Consider the following 17,738-nt stretch of genomic DNA (forward strand, 5'->3'; position numbering starts at 1 on the left):
ATCGGGACGCCGTCCTGGTCCACCTCGATGACCGGCATGGCACCGGTCACCGGAGCGGTGGTGTCGACGACGACCTTCACCGGCAGGTCGAACGCGCGTGCGAAGTCGAGGTCACGCTGGTCGTGCGCCGGGACCGCCATGACGGCGCCGTGCCCGTAGTCGGCCAGCACGTAGTCGGCGGCCCAGATCGGGAGCTTCTCGCCGTTGACCGGGTTGATGGCGTAGCGGCCGAGGAACACACCCGTCTTGGGGCGGTCGGTGGACTGCCGATCGATGTCCGTGGTCTTCTGCACCTCGGCCAGGTAGGCCTGGAAGCGCTCACGCACCTCGGGCTCGGCGTCGGCGGCGAGCTCGGCGGCCAGGTCGCCGTCGGGCGCCACGACGAAGAACGTCGCGCCGTGCAGGGTGTCGGGGCGCGTCGAGAACACCGTCACCGGCTCCTCGCGGCCTTCGATGCGGAAGTCGACATCGGCACCGACGGAACGGCCGATCCAGTTGCGCTGCATCTGCAGCACCTTGTGCGGCCAGAACCCCTCGAGCTGGTTCAGGTCGTCGAGCAGGCGGTCCGCATAGTCGGTGATGCGGAAGTACCACTGGGTGAGCTTCTTCTTGACGACCTCGTAGCCGCAGCGCTCGCAGCGCCCGTCCACGACCTGCTCGTTGGCCAGCACGGTCTGGTCGTTCGGGCACCAGTTGACCGGGCTCTTCTTCCGGTACGCCAGCCCGCGCTCGTACATCTTCAGGAACAGCCACTGGTTCCAGCGGTAGTACTCCGGGTCGGACGTGTGCAGCACCCGGCTCCAGTCGAACGAGACGCCGTACTGCTGGAAGCCGACCTTCTGCTGCGCGATGTTCTGGTACGTCCACTCGCGCGGGTCGGCACCCTGGCGGATCGCGGCGTTCTCCGCGGGCAGGCCGAAGGAGTCCCACCCGATGGGGTTCAGGACGTTGTGACCGCGGTGCCGCCAGAAGCGGGCGACGATGTCGGAGTACAGGTAGTTCTCCGCGTGCCCCATGTGCAGGTCACCGGAGGGGTACGGGAACATCGCCAGCACGTAGCGCCGCGGCCGCGTGTCCTCGTCGCCGCCCGTGAGGAACGTCTCGTGCTCCGCCCAGTACTTCTGCCACTTGGCCTGGATGGCGTGCGGCGAGGAGAACTCCTCGTCGACGGGAGCGGTGGACATGTTCTCGGACAACGAACGCACGACCAATCTGAAGGGAAAAACGGGATCAGTTCAGGATATCGGAACGCCAGGTGGCGGGCATTTCCGCGCCGAGCGCCGCGAGGGGGGCGCGGGCCTTCGTGGCGACCTCACGCACCTCGGCCGCGGGCACCGATCCCCACGTGATCCCGCCACCGGCGCCGACGAACGCGGCCTCCTCGTCCACGACGATGCTGCGGATCACCATAGCGAGGTCGAGCGCACCGTCCACGCCGATGTAGCCGAAGCAGCCGGCATAGATGTCGCGCGGGCCTCCTTCGAGCTCGTGCAGCTGCGTCATCGCCGACAGCTTCGGCGCTCCGGTCATGCTCCCGGCGGGGAATGCCGCCTCCAGCAGCGCCCCGACCGTGGTCCCCTCCGCGGCCGTGCCGCTGACGGTGCTGACGAGTTGATGCACGGCCGGATAGCTCTCGACCTCCCAGAGCCCTTCGACCCGGATCGACCCCGGCACGCACACCTGGGAGAGGTCGTTGCGCATGAGGTCGACGATCATGACGTTCTCGGCTCGCTCCTTCGGATCCGCGGCGAGCTCTGCGGCGAGCGCGGCATCGGTCACGGCGTCGGCGCCTCGAGGGCGGGTCCCCTTGATGGGACGGGTGCGGATGACCCCACCGCCGGCGTGGAGGAACTGTTCGGGGCTGGCACTGAGGAGCGCACGTCCCCCGATGCGCAGGAATCCGCCATGGTGGGCAGGCGTCGCCGCCCGGAGCCGCTCGTAGACGGCGACGGGGTCGTGGGTCCCTGGCACGGTGAACCGCGTCGTGAGGCAGAGCTGGTAGGCGATGCCCGCGTGGATGAGGTCACGGCAGCGGTCGATGAGCTGCTCGTACGCGGCAGGGGTGTGGCGGGCCTCGGCGGCGTGACGGTCCTCCACCACCCGCGGCGTCGGCGCCTTGAGACTGGTGGCGGCGAGGAGACTCTGCAGCCAGCCCTCCCCTTCGCCCTCTTCCTCCGGCGCCAGCAACCACATGCGGTGCTCGGCATGATCGAACGCCACGGCCATCGTCACGCGCAGCCACGTCCGGGCTTCCGGCTCCGGGTCGGTGGCGACCGGAGCCCCCGCGCGGACGGCTCCGCTCTCGTAGTCGCGCCAGCCCACCCATCCCCCGCGGAACGGCGGCATCCCCGCCTCGACGGACCCGGCATCCAGGCGCACGTCCTTCGGGAGCGGTTCTGCGACCCCGGTGCCGAGGAAGCTCCATCCCTCGACGGCATCGGCGCCCGCATCGAGCCAGAACACGTCCGAGCGCTGCGCCGCGAGCACCGGGAAGAGGCGCTCCGGAGCCACCCAGGACGGCAGCGGTCGGGGGCTCAGGCGGTCGGGCACCTTTCCAGCCTAGGACCGGGCCGCTCCCGTATCCTCATGGGGTGGACGACCTCCTGCTCTGGCTCCTCGACACCGTGCAGTCGATCGATCCGGTCACGCGCACGCTGGTCGCAGGTCTCGCCGTCATGCTGGAGACGAGCATCCTCATCGGCCTCATCGTCCCCGGCGACACGATCGTCATCATCGCCTCGATGGGCGTCGCCACCCCTCTGGAGGGCATCGCGATGGGTGTGGCCGTCGTCGTCGGCGCCCTCATCGGCGAGAGCATCGGCTTCTGGCTCGGCCGCTGGCTGGGCCCCTACATCCGCGCCTCCTGGCTCGGGCGGCGGATCGGCGAGCACAACTGGGTCCGCGCGGAGAACTACCTGGCCCGACGCGGCGGCATCGCCATCTTCCTCTCCCGTTTCCTCCCGGTCCTCCACTCGCTCGTCCCTCTCACGGTGGGGATGAGCGAGTACCCCTACCGGCGCTTCCTGGCCTGGACGACCCCGGCCTGCATCATCTGGGCCTCCGCGTACGTGAGCGTCACGTCGCTGGCGGCCGGGAGCTTCCGTGAGCTCGTCGACCGCGTGCACTTCGCGGGCTACCTGTTCGTCGGGGTCATCGCCCTCTTCCTCGTGCTCGCCTATCTGGGCAAGCGGCTGCTGCACCGTCTCGAAGCTCGTCATCTGGAGGCCCCGGCGGCGGAGTCCGACGCCGACGTGAAAGACTGAGGCAATGGCCCCCGCACCCCCGGCGCCCAGGATCCACTGGTTCGCCCGTCTCGAGCACCGCCTGCACGTGTGGCGTGAGGGACGAGCGCGCCGCCGCGGCCGGAACGCTACCGTGCTGCCCTTCCCGGGCTACGGCGGCCCCGGGTGGGTCCGTGTGCTCGGTCGCGTGCTCATCGTCCCGCCGCAGCGGCGAGGCCGTGACGGGGAACCGGCGAGCATCCGTGGCTGGCGCAGCTTCGTCGGCATCCCCGTGGGCTTCGCCTCCGTCGACGTGCACATCGGCGACAGCACGCATCGGGTGGTCGCCGACCGCGGAGGCGTCATCGACACCGTCATCCGCGCCGATCTCGAGCCCGGCTGGCAGACCTTCACGATCACCGTCGAGGGGCAGGAGCCCATCGAGGCCCGAGCCTTCATCGTCGCGGAGAGCACCCGGTTCGGTGTCGTCTCCGACGTCGACGACACCGTCATGGTCACGGCGCTCCCCCGCCCTTTCATCGCCTTCTGGAACTCGTTCGTCGTCGACGAGCACGCCCGCATTCCTGTGCCGGGGATGGCGGTTCTGCTGGATCAGCTTCTCCGGCAGAACCCCGGCGCCCCCATGATCTACCTCTCCACCGGCGCCTGGAATGTCGCCCCCACGCTGTCGCGGTTCCTCGGTCGGCACCTCTTCCCCGCCGGCTCGCTGCTGCTGACCGATTGGGGTCCCACGCACGATCGCTGGTTCCGTAGCGGCCGCGAGCACAAGCTCACGAATCTCCGTCGGCTGGCCACGGAGTTCCCGGACGTCAAATGGCTGCTGATCGGCGACGACGGCCAGCACGACGAGGCCATCTACACGCAGTTCCAGGAGGAGTACCCGGATTCCGTCGCGGGTGTCGCGATCCGACGGCTGCTGCCCGCGGAGGCGGTGCTCGCCGGCGGTCGCGCCGAGATGGAATCGCATGACGCGGACGAGGTGCCGTGGGTGAGCGCCGAGGACGGCGCGGGCCTGCGCGACCAGCTCGGCGACGCCGGCATCCTGCACTGACATGATCCTCACGCGTGACGACTGGCTCCGGCGCGAGGACGCGCATCGGGAACGGGCCGATGCCCTGACTGCCTCGCACCGAGACCGTGTGGCGCGCGGCGAGAAGCACCCGGTGTGGGACTTCCTCTTCACCTACTACGGCTACAAGCCGGCGCAGCTCCGCCGGTGGCACCCCGGAGCGGGTGTGGAGCTGGCGGACGCATCCGAACGGGCAGCATGGCGCTGGTACGCCCCCGGGGTGACCACCGACGGCGTGACCCCGGATGCCGAGCGCTTCGCCGCCGAGAAGCCCGACCTCGCTCGACTCGTCGCCCTCATGCTGCGCCGCACGGGTTCCCGTCCCGGGCAGTTCGGCTGCTTCGGTCTGCACGAGTGGGCGATGGTCTACCGCGCCGCAGAGCATCGGCATGCCGTCCCCCTGCGGCTCGGGCAGGAGGGCACGGACGCGGTGGTCGAGGGCCACGATCTCCGCTGCACGCACTTCGACGCCTTCCGGTTCTTCACTCCGGAGGCGGTGCCCCGCAACCGGGCCGCGTTGACGAGAGAGGATCAGCCCCTTTTCGAGCAGCCCGGTTGTCTGCACGCCGGCATGGACCTGTACAAGTGGGCGATGAAGCTCGGCCCGCTCATTCCCGGAGAGCTGCTGCTGGACACCTTCGAGCTGGCGCGCGACATCCGGCTGCTCGACATGCAGGCTGCCCCGTACGACCTCTCGGCGTGGGATGTCGAACCGGTACGCATCGAGACGCCGGAGGGCAAGGCCGAGTACGTCCGGCGCCAGCGTGGTTTCGCGGACCGCGGCGCCACCCTCCGCTCCTCCCTCCTCACCGCCTGGCTCGGCCCGGACGAGCGCGTCGCAGCCTGAGCGTCAGCGGGCGGCGCAGTCCCCGCAGACGGCCCACGACGACGACGCGGCGGCGAGCTGCAGACGCAGGGCGAGGACTCGGGTCGCCGCGTCCTCCAGACGCTCGGCGGGGAGCGTGCCGGCGTCGACCGCGACCGCGATCCCCGCGGCCATCGCGGTCGCGGTCTGCGCCGTGGAGCCCGCGATCATGAGCACGAGGTCGTTGCCGGCCGCGACCGCGGCGACGCCGTTCGCGACGGGGTCAGCGTACGCCGGATCCCCCGAGGACAGCAGCATGCCGAGGTCGTCCGTCACGGCCACGCCGTCGAACCCGAGCTCTTCCCGCGCGATGCGATGCCACTCCGCGGAGAGCGAAGCCGGACGGGAGTCCACGGCGGTGTACGCGAGGTGCCCGTACATGAGCAACGAGGCGCCGGCGTCGATGCCGGCGGCGAACGGCACGGCATCCGCTTCGCGCCACGCGGCCTTCGTCATGCCGGTGCTCGGGATCGCGTGATGGGAGTCTCCCGGCGCCGCTCCGTGCCCGGGGAAGTGCTTGAGCGTGGACGCGACGAAGTGCTCCTGCCCCTCCGTCGCGGCGGCGGTGCGGGCGGCGGCGCTCTGCGGATCGGTGCCGAGTGCCCGCCCGAAGATGAAGGAGCCGGGGTCCGCGGGGACGTCGGCGACGGTGCCGAAGTCGACGGTGATCCCGGCGCGGGCGACGAGCGCGCCGCGGGCCGCGAAGGCCGCCGAAGTCTCGGCGACCGGACGGCTCTTCAGGGTCGTCGACGCCGGGGAGGCGTCCCAGGGCAGTCGCGAGACGATGCCGCCTTCCTGATCCACCGCGATCAGCGGCGGGAGGGCCGGGTCGATCGTCAGCGCGGCCGTCAGCGTGCGAAGCTCTTCCTCCGTGGCCGGGATGTTCCCGCCCATGAGGATGAAGCCTCCGAGTCCCGACTTCATGTAGTCGTGCAGCGCTGCCGGATCGGTCCCGCCGATGTGTCCCATCACGATGGATGACGCCTGATCCGCGGTGCTCATGTCCGCGACGAGGGCGGCGGCCTGCTCCCGGACCGCGTCAGGTTCCGCGGCCTGCACCGACACCGCCTCGGCAGCCGGCCCCGGGCTGGACTGTGCAGCCGCCGACACGCAGGCACCTCCCGTGAGGGCGAGCAGGACGAGTGCGGCGCCGACGCCCCGCCGCACCCGTGGCCAACCCCGATTCATCGCTCTCAGCGTGCGATCGCCTCGGCGATCGGAACCGAGGTGCCCTCGTCGCCGTTGCCGAAGCGGATCGTGCGCCCGATCGTGCCCGGGTCCTCCAGAGTCGCGACGATGACCGCCGCGACGTCGGCGCGCGAGACCTCGCCGCGCCCCTCCGGATCGATGCGGATGCGTCCGGTCGGGTCGTCGAAGGTCAGCGTGCCGGGGCCGAGGATCGTCCCGTCGAGGCCGGAAGCACGGAGGTGCTCGTCGGCAGCCCACTTCGCATCGGCGTACGGGAAGAAGGAGTCGTCTTCCGGGACGCCGTGGTCGGCCGTGGACCCGATCCACGACACCATGACGTACCGCCGCACACCGGCACGCTCAGCCGCGTCCATGGTCCGCTCCGCCGCGTCCCTGTCGACGGCGTAGGTGCGCTCGGGACTCCCGCCCCCGGCACCCGCCGACCACACCACCGCGTCGTGCCCGCGGATGATCTCGGTGAGGGCGTCGACGTCCATGGTCTCGATGTCGGCCACAAGAGCGATCGCGCCGCTCTCCTCCACCTCGGACACGTGATCGGGGTTACGGATCACCCCCGTGACCTCGTGACCGCGGGCCACAAGGAGTGGGGCGAGCAGCAGGGCGATGCGGCCGTGGCCGCCGAAGACGAGGATGCGCGACATGTCTTCACCCTACGCGCCCTCACCGACGTCAGTCCGGGATCTGCGAACTGTCGATGACGAAGGCCTGAGGGTGCGAGGGCAGGTACCGCACGACCACGGGCGCCCCGCTCGGGAGCCACGCGTCACGGTCCGGGTACACGGCCGGAGTGAAGAAGTCGCTCTCCAGCGTGTACTCGGTGCCGTCCGCGGCCGTGAACGTCACCCAGTCGCCGTCCACCGTGCCGGTGGTGGGACGGCCGTTCTCGAAGATGTACGCGCGGGTCACCGGGACACCGGTCAGACTCAGGATCCCGATGATGAGGGAGCCGAGCATCACGAACGCCAGCACCCGGAAGATCACGCGGACCACGGCGCCGCCGATGCTGCCCCTGGATCGCGTGCCCGCCGGAACCAGACCCTCCCGGTCGCGGACCGCCCGCAGCGAGCCGCCGGCAGTCGCGCCTCGTGCGGACATCGCGAACAGCCCGAGGATCGAGAACGCCGCGATGAAGACCATCGCGTAGCCGTGCGCGGCCGGGAAGTTCACCAGCCACATCAGCGTGTCGAGGGGGTTCATCGTGCCGGCTCCTTCTCGATGGTGACGGCGACCGTGTGCGGGTCCTCCCGCCGGTAGAACGCCCAGATCGGAGCCCCCACCTGCAGCCGAGACACGGCCTGCGGGTAGACGAACACGGTGGTGTCGGCCTCCCACGGCTCTGCCCCCTCGGGGGCCACGAGCACCTTCAGCGCGAGCTCGCTCTGCCCCTCACGGCGCCGTCCGGTCGGACGCACCTCGACGACGGACGCGGGCACCTGGGTCCCCGTCGTACGCGCGCGGACCTGGGACGGGTCGATGAGGCCGCGGTCGATGCGCCACTGCAGCATCGCCTCCCGGACGCTCGGGTCGCTGAGGTCGGCGAGCTCGACGGTGTCGGGGTCGTCGACGTTGTAGCGGACGGGGACGGGCTGCCCCACCTGCAGCGCTCCGACGTCGCCGGCGTCGAGCAGCATGCGCAGCTGTCCGATGAAATCGTCGCCGACGCTGGGGCTGACCCGGATGAAGAGGTCGTACTGGGGCACGTCGTTCACGGTCACGCCGGTGCGCGACATCTCGACGACGGTGCCGACGCCGATCTGCGCCGGCCCGCGGACCTTCTTGCGCCGCGCCAGTCCCGACATCGACCCGCCGAAGGTGAGCAACAGCCCCCAGGCGACGCCGATCACGATCGGTCCGCCCGGGCCGTCATCGCTCGCGAAGGGGAGGATCGACTCGCGCTGGTCCACCCCGAACAGGCCTTCGCCGACCCAGACGAGGAGCCACGCGGAGAGGAGCAGCCAGACGACGGTCAGGACGATGCGCAGCATGCCTCCCAGCGTATCCACAGGACGCGCCGGACGACGAAACGGTCAGGACGAGACCGTGGCTCCCGTCTTCGCGAGCGCACGGACGACACCGGCCGCCGCGGCCCGCCCCGCCCGGTTCGCACCGATGGTGCTCGCAGACGGCCCGTACCCGACGAGCTGCACCCGGGGGTCGGCCACCGCCGTCGTGCCGCGGCCGCCGCGATCGAGCTGGATTCCGCCGGCGGCACTGCGCAGATGGAGCGGAGCGAGGTGGCCGATGGCCGGCCGGAACCCCGTGGCCCACAGGATCACGTCGACGCGCTCGAACGCTCCATCGGCCCAGCGCACGCCGTCGGGTTCGATGCGCTGGAAGAGCGGCCGACGGTCGGCATACGCCCCGAGACGCTCCGCTTCCCGTTCCTGCGGTCGCAGCATGAGACCCGTGACGCTGACCACGCTCTCCGGGGGCAGGCCGGCTGCTACCCGCTTCTCGACGAGCGCGACAGCGGCGGCACCGGCCTCCGGCGTGAAGTCGTCGTCGCGCCAGACGGGCGGGCGTCGGGTGACCCACAGGGTCTCGGTGAGAGGAGCGAGGGCACCGAGGAACTGGACGGCGGACGCACCGCCGCCGACGACCAGCACCCGCTTGCCGAGGAAGTGCTCCGGGCCCGGGTAGTCGACGGTGTGGAACTGCTCCCCGAGGAACGTCTCCATCCCCGGATAGTGCGGGATGAAGGGTTGCGTCCAGGTGCCCGTCGCGTTGACGAGGGTGCGGGTGCGCCACTCCCCCTCGTCGGCCTCGACGACCAGGACTCCCCCGTCGTCATGGACCCGGCGGACGTGCACCGGCCGCAGCACGGGCAGCTCCTGGGCCTCCTCGTACGCGGCGAAGTACTCCGGCACCGCGATGTTGGCCCGGCGCTCGTCCCGCGGCGGCGCGGTGTCTCCCGGAAGCTCGGCGACCCCGTGCACGTCGCGCATCGTGAGGGCGTCCCACCGGTGCTGCCAGGCTCCCCCGGCCCGAGCATCGGCGTCCAGGACGACGTGCTCGATCCGGCGGCGGCGCAGGTGGAACGACGCGGACAGCCCGGCCTGGCCGGCGCCGATCACGATGCTGTCGAGAGTGCTCACGATGGATCGAACGCCCTCGCTCCTCTGGATGTTCCTCGCGCACCGACGCGCCCGGGCGGCCCGTCCCGATTGGTGCGGATGCGGATTCGTGTAGTAGTGTTTTCACGTTGCCCGGAGCACTCCGGAACAGCGTCTGGGCCTGTGGCGCAGCTGGTAGCGCACCTGCATGGCATGCAGGGGGTCAGGGGTTCGAGTCCCCTCAGGTCCACGAAAAACCCTCGGTTCGCCGGGGGTTTTCGTGTTTCTGCGGCGTCCTGCATCACGCGAGGTCAGGCACCCACGCCACATCAGGCACCCACCTCCCTCCCTGCCTGACGCCGCGCGGCTGCCTGACGCGAAGCACACGAAGACGAGACAGTCGTCGCAGTAGCGTGTTACATATGCATGCTACCGTCGCGCGACGTCGTCGCCGCTTCGCTCCCGTGATCCTCGGAATACTCGCCGTCCTCGCCCTCGCGATCGGCGGGGTGGTCGCGTGGCGCCTCCTCGCCCCCACCCCGTCGGACTACGAGGGCCTCGACGCCACCGACAAGGAGATGCTCACGCAGCTATCGGAGCAGTACGACGTCACGGCGGCACATGCGGCAGACATCTGGACGGACGCCTACCGGTACGAGGAGCAACCGCTGGTGCTGCTGCGCGCGGACGGAGAGAAGAGCTCCTTCTGGTCGCACGCGATCCTCGTCAACATGAGTGGTGTCACGGACACCTCCGGCATGACGAGGATCGACGTTCCCGGAGCCACCCACCTCGATGACGTCCGCATCAGCCGGACGTTCGCCACCGGAGATGGGCTGCTGTATACCCCCTCGAACTTCGGTGTGATCGAGGTGGATGGCGACGATGTCCTCGCGTTCAAGTACAGCCAGGCGATGCTCGACACCGAGACCACGACGTCGCAGGGTTTTGCGCGCTTCTCGCTGCACGAGAACTTCCACGTCACGAAACAGGGGATCGATCCCGAGGCGCCCGGCGCCTGGCCGTGGGAGGCCGGCGGCACGATTCCGGACTACCCGCACACGGAGGCGCAGTACGAGCTGCTGCGCGTGGAGGCGCGGATCTTCGACCGGGTCGAATCGGAGACCGATCCGCAGACACTCGCCACCCTCGCGTCCGACCTCGCCACCGTGCGCATGGCGCGTTACACGACGTGGACGGCTCTCGAACTGGAGATCGAGCTGGAGGCCATCGAAGGGACCGCGACCTACGTGGAGCGGGCCTTCGACCGAGCACGCGGCCTCACTCCCGTACAGAGCACCTTCACCGACGGTCTCGAAGCGCTGATCGACGACCCGGAGCAGCAGATAGTCCTGGAACGCGACTACTCCTACTTCACGGGTGCACAGCTCGGCCTCCTCCTCGACCGCATCGCTCCCGACTGGAAGACGCAGATCGAGCCCGCTCCCACCGGTACCGCGTCGACCCCGTTCGCGACGCTGCAGCGCGTGACCGGCGTGACCACGGCACCCGACGAGGCACAGCTCCGCACGATCGTGGACCGCTACCTCCCCTAGCTCACCCCCTCGGCCTCAGGCAATCGCGCGACAACAGGCCCCAACGGGAGGGGATGCCTGCTGCCACGCGAAAGCCTGAGGCGACGGACGCCGTGCGGGTCAGTCGAGGACGGCGCGGCACGCGACGGAGCCCGCCGTGGCGATCTCCTCGTCCGTGCGGAGGAGCTCGAGGTTCGCATCACCGGCATCCTGCACGATCGCGCAGGACACACCTGCTCCGGGGTTCTCGATGACCACGACGGCCTCCTGGCCTTCGGTCACGATGGCCTCCAGGGTCATGTCACCGGCACGGGCATCGACGACCGTCTCCTCCGTCTCCTTCGTCCCGAACACGAAGCCCTCGCTGAAAGACGTGTCCTGGTACCGGATCTTCTCGTCGCCGCTCAGGCCGTGGAGCTCGTACGTGATGCGGTACGCGGCTCCTCCGTCCGGATGAAGTCCCGGTCATACGAAAATTCACGGCTCGGTAGAGATCATAGGAACCACATCGACGGCGCAAAGGATCACCACCGGTCACCTTCCTAGCCTGATGCCATGAACACGACATCCTCTCCCGCTAAGAAACGCCTCGCCTGGCTCTCCGGCCTCGTCCTCGCGGGCGGCCTCGTCTTGAGCGGCTGCGGCGCAGCCACGACCGCCGAACCGACGACCTCTGCCTCGTCATCCGCCTCGGCTTCCGCCGCCGCGTCGACGGAAGCCGGAACGACGGCGGGGACGATCGCCGACTCGTCCGCCGCCGCCGCGGCCTTCCTCGCGACGCTGACCGACGAGCAGAAGGAGACCGTTCTCTACGACTTCGACGACGAGACGAAGACGACCTCGTGGTCCAACTTCCCGGTGACCTTCGTGCAGCGGGCCGGTCTGAACCTCGTCGACCTGACCGAGGAGCAGCGGACAGCGGCGCTCGCCGTGCTGGAGTCTCTCCTCAGCGACGAGGCATACGCCACCGTGATCGGGATCATGGGCGGCGACGAGTACCTCGCCGAGAACAGCAGCAGCACCGAGGATTCCCTCGGGCAGTACTACATCGCCTTCTTCGGCGATCCGACAGCGACCGACAGCGCCTTCGAGGTGCAATTCGGCGGGCACCACCTCGGGATCAACGCCACGCTCGACGGCAGCACCGACGCGATCACCTTCGCTCCCACGCACCTCGGCGTCCAGCCCGCCGTCTACACGAACGAGGACGGCGAGGAGGTGCAGCCGTTCGATGGGATCTACACGGACGCCTTCGCGTTCTACGACAGCCTCACCGCCGACCAGCAGGCCACGCTGACCTCCGGCGATGTGAGTATGTGCGCACCGGGCGACACCTGCGATTTCGCCACCGGAGCCGGCCTGTCGGGGGCCGATCTCTCCGACGAGCAGCGGGACCTGCTTCTCCAGCTCATCGCGAACTGGGCCGGGATGAGCGACGAGGAGACCACGACCTCCACGCTGACCGATATCGAGGAGACGCTGGATGACACCGTGATCGCCTGGTCCGGGGCGACGACATACGACATGAGCACCGGAGACGGCATCGACTTCTCCATCTCCGGGCCGAAGGTCTACGTCGCGTTCCAGGCGCAGCAGGGCTCCGCGGGCGCCGACGTCGAGGGCGTGACGACGTCGGGCTGGGGTCACGTGCACACCATCTACCGCGACCCGACGAACGACTACGCGAACAGCGTCACCCAGCAGGCCGCGTCCGGCATGAGCGGCGGCCCGGGAGGCGGCGACGCGCCTCCCGCCTCCTGAGCGACCCCGTAGCCGTCCCCGCCGCTGCGCGTCAACGGTCTCCCGCGTCCGCGCGTGCCGGCGTAGACAGAGGGCATCCGACGAAAGGAGACGACATGTCCAACACGACTCCCCCGATCCCGCCTCTCCCGCCGATCGGCGACGGAGACGCCGAAGACGTCCCGACGCGCGAGGTGGACGGCGAAGAGGTGCTCGACGAGGACGCGGACGACGCCCAGATCGACAGCGCTCAGGCCGATCGCGCCGCCGTGGTCGGCGACGACGACTGACCCGGACACGAGAAAGGGCACCGCCTCCTCACGGAGGGGTGCCCTTTCTCGTGTGCAGCCGGCTCAGGTGGCCAGCAGAGGCGGGCGAGACGGGATCGCGATGGGTCGCGTGGCCCGGCTGACACCCTGCATCCGTTCGACCTCCTCCAACACCTCGAACGCCGTGCCATAGCGGATCGCCAGCGGAAGATCGCGCAGCCACGTGACCTCGACCTCGGTGTCGGCGAGCTCATAGACGCAGGCGACGACATGCCGCGGGTCGTTCTGGGGATAGCGCAGGTCGTTGATCACCCACTCCGACGGCGTGATGCGGTGAAGCACGAAACGGGGATCAGGAACTTCTGACATCAGTCGGCCCTCCAGGACTCTCTGATGACGAGGCTCTGATACCCCGCGGGGGAAGGGAAGGGCCTTGACACTCTCTCGCGGAGGTGCAGGAGAATGGAGGGATCGGCTCGGTCAGCCCTGCGGACGCACCGTGAGATCCGTGAGGTGCGCGTCCCGCGGAAGATCCAGCGCCGCGAGGATCGTCGTCGCCACGGCCTCCGGTGTGATGAACCGGGCCGCGTCGTACTCTTGACCTTCCTGCTGGTGCACGCGCTCCTGCATGGGCGTCGCCGTGCGCCCTGGATAGACCGATGTCACCCGCAGGCCGTGCTCGGCCTCCTCCTGTCGGAGCGCGTCCGCGAGGGCGCGCAGGCCGTGCTTCGAGGCCGCGTACGCCGACCACCCAGGGCTCGCCCGGAGTCCGGCTCCGGAGTTCACGAACACCACGTGTCCCCGCGAGACGCGGAGGACGGGAAGCAGGAGCCGCGTGAGCTCCGCCGGGGCGACGAGATTGACCGCGAGCTGCTGGTCCCAGAGCGCCGGAGTGAGATCTCCCACCGTTCCGAGGTCGACGACCCCGGCCGCGTGCACCAGGGAATCGATGCGATCGGGCAGGCTCTGCTTGGAGAGCGCCCAGGAGAGGCGTCCCGGCTGCGCGAGGTCGCCGACCAGGGTCGAGACCCCTGGCAGCTGCTCGGCGATCAGTCGCGCTCGTCCCGCATCGCGCGCGAGCACCACGACGTCGTCGCCACGCTCCACGAGCCGTCGGGCGAGGACCGCGCCGATGCCCGACCCCGCACCGGTCAGCAGGTGCGTGGCCATGTCAGGCGTTGTCAGCCGACGCTTCGGCGACCTCGAGCGGGATGACAGGGCAGTCCTTCCACAGGCGCTCGAGGCCGTAGTAGACCCGCTCCTCCTGGTGGAAGACGTGGACGATGAGGTCGCCGAAGTCCAGCAGCACCCACCGCGCCTCGGCACGACCTTCCCGGCGCACGCGCTTGTGTCCGGACTCGACGAGACGGTCCTCGATCTCGTCGGCGATGGCAGCGACGTTCCGCTCGCTGTTGCCGGTCACGAGGAGGAAGATGTCGACGAGCGGAAGCGGTTCGGAGACGTTCAGCGCGACGAGGTCCTCACCACCCTTGGCCACGGCGGCTTCGGCGGCGATGCGCAGCATCTCTTCGGCGGTTTCGGGTGATTGCATCAGAAGACGTTTCCTGTGAAGGCGATGACCAGGGCCGTGCCCAGACCCAGCGCGAGGGCGCCCGCGACGATGGCGGCGATCAGCATGAGCCGGTTGCCCTTCTCGGGTGCCGGCGGACGGATCACCTCGCCGGCGGGCTTGATGGTGCTGACCGCGGAGCTCGCCGCGATCGGTGTGGGGGAAGACGCGGGCGGCAGCTCGCCGTCGATGAGGACGGCGTCGACCTCTTTGCCGTCCGTCGTGCCGTGGGCATGGCCCTGCGAGCCGAGCCCCTTCGGCAGCTCGTACGATCCCGTGACGAGGATCTCGCCGGTGGAGGCGACCGGACCGGAGAGAGACCCCTCGCCGGGCGACGGGGTGAAGATCAGTGCGTTCGGGGCCGAGTGCTGGGTGCCCCCCGAGTCGGTCGAGGTGAGCAGCTCGTCGAAGGAGGGGCGGAAAGGCGCCGGCTCGGCGGGCGGCTCGGCCTGCAGCACACCCTGACCGAACGTCGGACTGACGGTCGGACGCTCGCCCTGGTCGATCTCGCCCTCGGCGTCCTCGTCCAGGAGGTCCTCCCCCTCAGCGGTGTCCTCCTGACTGACGCCGAGTGCGACGGCGGGATCCTCAGGCTCGGCCTCCGGGGTCTGCGCATGCTCGTCGGCGAGTGGAACCTCTCCGACCGTGTCGGCGGCCTCGGCCGCGCTGATGGGCTCCGCGACGACCTCGTCATCGGTGTCGTCGTCGCCGGAGGCGTCGTGCTGCACCGCCGGCTCTTCCACCGCCTCCTGCTCCGGGGCGCCGACGGCGGGAACCGGGACGGTCTTGATCTTCTCCTGCTCGCGCGCCTGACGCCGGGTGAGCGGCGCGGACTCAGGATCGACAGAAGTGCCGGCGACCGGGGCGGGCGGAATGACCACGGGCTCGGCGGCACGCGGCAACGGCTGCGAGGGAGCCGCGGCTTCCGCGGCGGCGTTGGCCTGCTCCTCGCTGATGATCGGGGTGGATCCCGTCAACCGGATCTCCCGCAGCTGCTTCCGCGTCAGCGGACCTCGCTGATCCGATGTGCTCATGCCTTGCTCCGATACAGATGATGCTTCGCGATGTACTGGACGACCCCGTCGGGGACGAGGTACCAGACCGGTTGATCGTCGCGGACGCGGTCGCGACAGTCCGTCGACGATATGGACAGCGCCGGCACCTCGAGCTGGCTGACGTCGTCGCTCGGGAGGCCGTCGATGCTCAGAACGTGTCCTGGGCGGGAGACCGCGACGAAGTGGGCCAGTTCCCACAATTCATCATGGTCTCTCCAACTGAGAATTTGCGCCACGGCGTCCGCCCCGCTGATGAAGAACAGCTCGGCGTCCGGGCGCTGCTCCTTGAGGTCGCGGAGCGTGTCGATCGTGTACGTCGGACCCGCGCGGTCGATGTCCACACGGCTCACCGTGAACTGCGGGTTGGAGGCCGTTGCGATGACCGTCATCAGGTAGCGATGCTCACTCGGCGTGACGTCGGCCTTCTGCCAGGGACGACCCGTCGGGACGAACACCACCTCGTCGAGATCGAACGAGTGCGCGACCTCGCTGGCGGCGACCAGATGGCCGTGATGGATCGGATCGAACGTCCCGCCCATCACGCCGATGCGCGGTGCGCGCGTGGTCGCGGTGCTCATGAGGGCCTAGTGGCCGTGTCCCGCCTCGTGGTCCTTGCCGTGCTTCGCCGCCCAGGCCTCCGCCTTCGCCGAGTGGCGGTTCGCGACGTTCTTGTACGACAGCGTCACGAGACCGAGAGCGGCGAACACGATCGCGGCGATGACTCCGAAGATCACCGTGTCGAGAGCCACGTTGCCGTGGTGCTCGGTCTCTGCGGCGGCCATCGCGATCTGTGCGACGAGGTTCATCCTGACTCCGTTCGTGGCGTGCTGTCTCGGGGGTCCTGTGGGGATACAGCGTCCCCCAGTCTAGCCCTCACCCGCGGGTCTGACCTGCCCCACGCGCGAGCCATTTCGTACTGGTCAGCTCGGAGAGCCCCATCGGACCCCGCGCATGCAGCTTCTGCGTCGAGATCCCCACCTCGGCACCGAAGCCGAACTCGCCCCCGTCCGTGAACCGTGTGGAGGCGTTCACCATCACCACTGCGGAGTCCACCTCGGCCAGGAACCGCTCCGCGCTGCGGGAGTCGGTGGTCACGATGGACTCGGTGTGCCCTGTGCTGTAGCGCCGGATGTGGTCCAGGGCGTCGTCGAGGCTGTCGACGACCTTCATCGCGACGTCCAGGCTCAGGTACTCGGTCGCCCAGTCCTCCTCGGTCGCCGGAATGATGTTGGCCACGAGTCCTGCGACCACGTCGTCGCCGTGGATCGCCACCCCCTCACTCATGAGGGCGCTCGCGACGAGCGGGATCAGCCGCGGTGCCGCCTGCCGGTGCACGAGAACGGTCTCGACCGCGTTGCACACGCTCGGGCGCTGCACCTTGGCGTTCACGACGATGTCGGACGCCCAGTCGTCCGGGGCGCTCTCGTCGAGCAGGATGTGCACGTTCCCCGCGCCCGTCTCGATGACAGGCACCGTCGACTCCGTCACCACCGTCTCGATGAGCCCGGCGCTGCCGCGCGGCACGAGGACGTCGATGAGACCGCGACCGTGCATGAGCGCCTTCGCCCCGTCCCGTCCGAAGTCGTCCACGGTCTGGATCGCCTCGGGCGTCACCCCGGCCTCGCCGAGGGCGGAGCGCATGACATCGACGAGGACCGTGTTGGAGTGGAGCGCCGCTCTGCCTCCGCGCAGGACGACCGCGTTGCCCGAGCGCAAGGCGAGGGCGGCGATGTCGACGGTGACGTTGGGTCGCGCCTCATAGATCGCCCCGACCACGCCGAACGGCACGCGCACCTGTTCGAGAGCCACGCCGTTCGGCATCCGGTGCCCGCCGACCACGCGACCCACCGGGTCGGGCAGCGCCGCCACATCGCGGACGGCGGCTGCGAGGGCGGAGACCCTCTTCTCGTCCAGACGGAGGCGGTCGACGAGAGACTCGCCGATGCCGTCCTCACGACCCCGCTCGATGTCCCGCTGGTTCGCCTCGATGATCCGGGCGGCATTCGCCTCGAGGGCGACGGCGATGGCTTCGAGTGCCCTCGCCTTGTCGTCGCTCGTGAGGGCGGCGGTCGCCCGCGAGGCCTCCTTGGCCCGCTCCAGGCGCGTCTGAGGGGTGAGGTCGGTCATCCGC

At 69.7% G+C, this 17,738-nt stretch carries 21 protein-coding genes and 1 tRNA gene; 7 read left to right on the forward strand and 15 right to left on the reverse strand.

Translation table 11 applies throughout. The features are described from left to right. On the reverse strand, nucleotides 1-1,184 hold a 1,184-nt coding region (locus DW296_RS08800), incomplete at its 3' end, for a class I tRNA ligase family protein (RefSeq protein WP_136051918.1). Nucleotides 1,185-1,230: 46 nt separating this feature from the next. After that, nucleotides 1,231-2,550 carry an anthranilate synthase component I family protein gene (locus tag DW296_RS08805; protein ID WP_136051919.1) on the reverse strand — a complete coding sequence of 440 codons (1,320 nt, stop codon included), beginning with the start codon at nucleotides 2,548-2,550 and terminating at the stop codon, nucleotides 1,231-1,233. Nucleotides 2,551-2,591: 41 nt separating this feature from the next. On the opposite strand from DW296_RS08805, the gene DW296_RS08810 reads away from it, so the two are divergent. The 3 genes from DW296_RS08810 to DW296_RS08820 are packed head-to-tail and all read left to right on the forward strand — an operon-like array spanning nucleotide 2,592 to nucleotide 5,158. Then, complete coding sequence (locus DW296_RS08810; RefSeq protein ID WP_025104953.1) at nucleotides 2,592-3,263, forward strand: DedA family protein; 672 nt, start codon at nucleotides 2,592-2,594, stop codon at nucleotides 3,261-3,263. 4 nt (nucleotides 3,264-3,267) lie between these two features. Beyond that, nucleotides 3,268-4,293, forward strand: coding sequence for an App1 family protein (locus tag DW296_RS08815; RefSeq protein WP_136051920.1), 1,026 nt, complete (start codon nucleotides 3,268-3,270; stop codon nucleotides 4,291-4,293). Nucleotide 4,294: 1 nt separating this feature from the next. Continuing rightward, nucleotides 4,295-5,158 carry a 3-methyladenine DNA glycosylase gene (locus tag DW296_RS08820; protein ID WP_136051921.1) on the forward strand — a complete coding sequence of 288 codons (864 nt, stop codon included), beginning with the start codon at nucleotides 4,295-4,297 and terminating at the stop codon, nucleotides 5,156-5,158. A 3-nt stretch (nucleotides 5,159-5,161) separates the two neighbouring features. On the opposite strand, the gene DW296_RS08825 is transcribed toward DW296_RS08820, so the two are convergent. The 5 genes from DW296_RS08825 to DW296_RS08845 are packed head-to-tail and all read right to left on the reverse strand — an operon-like array spanning nucleotide 5,162 to nucleotide 9,480. After that, complete coding sequence (locus tag DW296_RS08825; protein WP_168429003.1) at nucleotides 5,162-6,364, reverse strand: glycoside hydrolase family 3 protein; 1,203 nt, start codon at nucleotides 6,362-6,364, stop codon at nucleotides 5,162-5,164. A 5-nt stretch (nucleotides 6,365-6,369) separates the two neighbouring features. Continuing rightward, complete coding sequence (locus DW296_RS08830; protein ID WP_136051922.1) at nucleotides 6,370-7,026, reverse strand: SDR family oxidoreductase; 657 nt, start codon at nucleotides 7,024-7,026, stop codon at nucleotides 6,370-6,372. A gap of 28 nt (nucleotides 7,027-7,054) precedes the next feature. Beyond that, entirely contained in the window at nucleotides 7,055-7,582 is a 528-nt protein-coding gene (locus DW296_RS08835) for a DUF3592 domain-containing protein (protein ID WP_136051923.1), read from the reverse strand. Further along, nucleotides 7,579-8,370, reverse strand: a complete 792-nt coding sequence (locus tag DW296_RS08840; protein ID WP_136051924.1) for a hypothetical protein — start codon at nucleotides 8,368-8,370, stop codon at nucleotides 7,579-7,581. The genes DW296_RS08835 and DW296_RS08840 overlap by 4 nt, the downstream gene beginning before the upstream one ends. Before the next feature lie 42 nt (nucleotides 8,371-8,412). Then, nucleotides 8,413-9,480 carry a flavin-containing monooxygenase gene (locus DW296_RS08845; RefSeq protein ID WP_136051925.1) on the reverse strand — a complete coding sequence of 356 codons (1,068 nt, stop codon included), beginning with the start codon at nucleotides 9,478-9,480 and terminating at the stop codon, nucleotides 8,413-8,415. 135 nt (nucleotides 9,481-9,615) lie between these two features. Between DW296_RS08845 and DW296_RS08850 the strand changes: the two genes are divergently transcribed. Both DW296_RS08850 and DW296_RS08855 read left to right on the forward strand, forming a co-directional pair. Then, nucleotides 9,616-9,688: transfer RNA gene (locus tag DW296_RS08850), tRNA-Ala, on the forward strand. Between the two features lie 172 nt (nucleotides 9,689-9,860). Next, entirely contained in the window at nucleotides 9,861-10,994 is a 1,134-nt protein-coding gene (locus DW296_RS08855) for a hypothetical protein (RefSeq protein ID WP_136051926.1), read from the forward strand. A gap of 99 nt (nucleotides 10,995-11,093) precedes the next feature. Here DW296_RS08855 and DW296_RS08860 read toward each other — a convergent pair whose 3' ends face one another. Beyond that, a complete protein-coding gene (locus DW296_RS08860) occupies nucleotides 11,094-11,327 on the reverse strand; it encodes a hypothetical protein (protein WP_136051927.1) in 234 nt (77 codons plus the stop codon). A gap of 201 nt (nucleotides 11,328-11,528) precedes the next feature. Between DW296_RS08860 and DW296_RS08865 the strand changes: the two genes are divergently transcribed. Next, nucleotides 11,529-12,734, forward strand: coding sequence for a DUF3500 domain-containing protein (locus DW296_RS08865; protein ID WP_136051928.1), 1,206 nt, complete (start codon nucleotides 11,529-11,531; stop codon nucleotides 12,732-12,734). A gap of 95 nt (nucleotides 12,735-12,829) precedes the next feature. After that, complete coding sequence (locus DW296_RS16450; RefSeq protein WP_168429004.1) at nucleotides 12,830-13,003, forward strand: hypothetical protein; 174 nt, start codon at nucleotides 12,830-12,832, stop codon at nucleotides 13,001-13,003. 63 nt (nucleotides 13,004-13,066) lie between these two features. Here the strand turns inward: DW296_RS16450 and DW296_RS08870 are convergent, their stop codons facing one another. From DW296_RS08870 to DW296_RS08900, 7 genes are all read right to left on the reverse strand, one after another. Then, nucleotides 13,067-13,324, reverse strand: a complete 258-nt coding sequence (locus DW296_RS08870; protein WP_240743043.1) for a hypothetical protein — start codon at nucleotides 13,322-13,324, stop codon at nucleotides 13,067-13,069. 138 nt (nucleotides 13,325-13,462) lie between these two features. Then, nucleotides 13,463-14,152 carry an SDR family oxidoreductase gene (locus DW296_RS08875; RefSeq protein WP_136051930.1) on the reverse strand — a complete coding sequence of 230 codons (690 nt, stop codon included), beginning with the start codon at nucleotides 14,150-14,152 and terminating at the stop codon, nucleotides 13,463-13,465. A 1-nt stretch (nucleotide 14,153) separates the two neighbouring features. Then, on the reverse strand, nucleotides 14,154-14,534 hold the full coding sequence (gene rsfS / locus DW296_RS08880; RefSeq protein WP_105949979.1) for a ribosome silencing factor: 381 nt from the start codon (nucleotides 14,532-14,534) through the stop codon (nucleotides 14,154-14,156). Next, nucleotides 14,534-15,586 (reverse strand): hypothetical protein, encoded by a 1,053-nt coding sequence (locus DW296_RS08885; protein ID WP_136051931.1) that lies wholly within the window; start codon nucleotides 15,584-15,586, stop codon nucleotides 14,534-14,536. Before DW296_RS08885 ends, rsfS begins: the two co-directional genes overlap by 1 nt. Further along, nucleotides 15,583-16,185 (reverse strand): nicotinate-nucleotide adenylyltransferase, encoded by a 603-nt coding sequence (gene nadD, locus DW296_RS08890; RefSeq protein ID WP_082749995.1) that lies wholly within the window; start codon nucleotides 16,183-16,185, stop codon nucleotides 15,583-15,585. The genes DW296_RS08885 and nadD overlap by 4 nt, the downstream gene beginning before the upstream one ends. Nucleotides 16,186-16,191: 6 nt before the next feature. Next, nucleotides 16,192-16,413 (reverse strand): hypothetical protein, encoded by a 222-nt coding sequence (locus DW296_RS08895; protein ID WP_136051932.1) that lies wholly within the window; start codon nucleotides 16,411-16,413, stop codon nucleotides 16,192-16,194. Nucleotides 16,414-16,480: 67 nt separating this feature from the next. After that, entirely contained in the window at nucleotides 16,481-17,734 is a 1,254-nt protein-coding gene (locus DW296_RS08900) for a glutamate-5-semialdehyde dehydrogenase (protein ID WP_136051933.1), read from the reverse strand. Nucleotides 17,735-17,738: the final 4 nt, after the last annotated feature.

Source organism: Microbacterium sp. K36, assembly GCF_004794355.1.
GTDB lineage: Bacteria > Actinomycetota > Actinomycetes > Actinomycetales > Microbacteriaceae > Microbacterium > Microbacterium paraoxydans_D.

What these genes read in the sequence shown, in the direction of transcription:
- DW296_RS08815 (WP_136051920.1), top strand. Translation starts at nt 3,268, where the DNA reads ATGGCCCCCGCACCCCCGGCGCCCAGGATCCACTGGTTCGCCCGTCTC.
- DW296_RS08820 (WP_136051921.1), top strand. Translation starts at nt 4,295, where the DNA reads ATGATCCTCACGCGTGACGACTGGCTCCGGCGCGAGGACGCGCATCGG.
- DW296_RS08825 (WP_168429003.1), bottom strand. Translation starts at nt 6,364, where the DNA reads ATGAATCGGGGTTGGCCACGGGTGCGGCGGGGCGTCGGCGCCGCACTC.
- DW296_RS08830 (WP_136051922.1), bottom strand. Translation starts at nt 7,026, where the DNA reads ATGTCGCGCATCCTCGTCTTCGGCGGCCACGGCCGCATCGCCCTGCTG.
- DW296_RS08835 (WP_136051923.1), bottom strand. Translation starts at nt 7,582, where the DNA reads ATGAACCCCCTCGACACGCTGATGTGGCTGGTGAACTTCCCGGCCGCG.
- DW296_RS08840 (WP_136051924.1), bottom strand. Translation starts at nt 8,370, where the DNA reads ATGCTGCGCATCGTCCTGACCGTCGTCTGGCTGCTCCTCTCCGCGTGG.
- DW296_RS08855 (WP_136051926.1), top strand. Translation starts at nt 9,861, where the DNA reads ATGCATGCTACCGTCGCGCGACGTCGTCGCCGCTTCGCTCCCGTGATC.
- DW296_RS08865 (WP_136051928.1), top strand. Translation starts at nt 11,529, where the DNA reads ATGAACACGACATCCTCTCCCGCTAAGAAACGCCTCGCCTGGCTCTCC.
- DW296_RS16450 (WP_168429004.1), top strand. Translation starts at nt 12,830, where the DNA reads ATGTCCAACACGACTCCCCCGATCCCGCCTCTCCCGCCGATCGGCGAC.
- DW296_RS08875 (WP_136051930.1), bottom strand. Translation starts at nt 14,152, where the DNA reads ATGGCCACGCACCTGCTGACCGGTGCGGGGTCGGGCATCGGCGCGGTC.
- rsfS (WP_105949979.1), bottom strand. Translation starts at nt 14,534, where the DNA reads ATGCAATCACCCGAAACCGCCGAAGAGATGCTGCGCATCGCCGCCGAA.
- DW296_RS08885 (WP_136051931.1), bottom strand. Translation starts at nt 15,586, where the DNA reads ATGAGCACATCGGATCAGCGAGGTCCGCTGACGCGGAAGCAGCTGCGG.
- nadD (WP_082749995.1), bottom strand. Translation starts at nt 16,185, where the DNA reads ATGAGCACCGCGACCACGCGCGCACCGCGCATCGGCGTGATGGGCGGG.
- DW296_RS08895 (WP_136051932.1), bottom strand. Translation starts at nt 16,413, where the DNA reads ATGAACCTCGTCGCACAGATCGCGATGGCCGCCGCAGAGACCGAGCAC.
- DW296_RS08900 (WP_136051933.1), bottom strand. Translation starts at nt 17,734, where the DNA reads ATGACCGACCTCACCCCTCAGACGCGCCTGGAGCGGGCCAAGGAGGCC.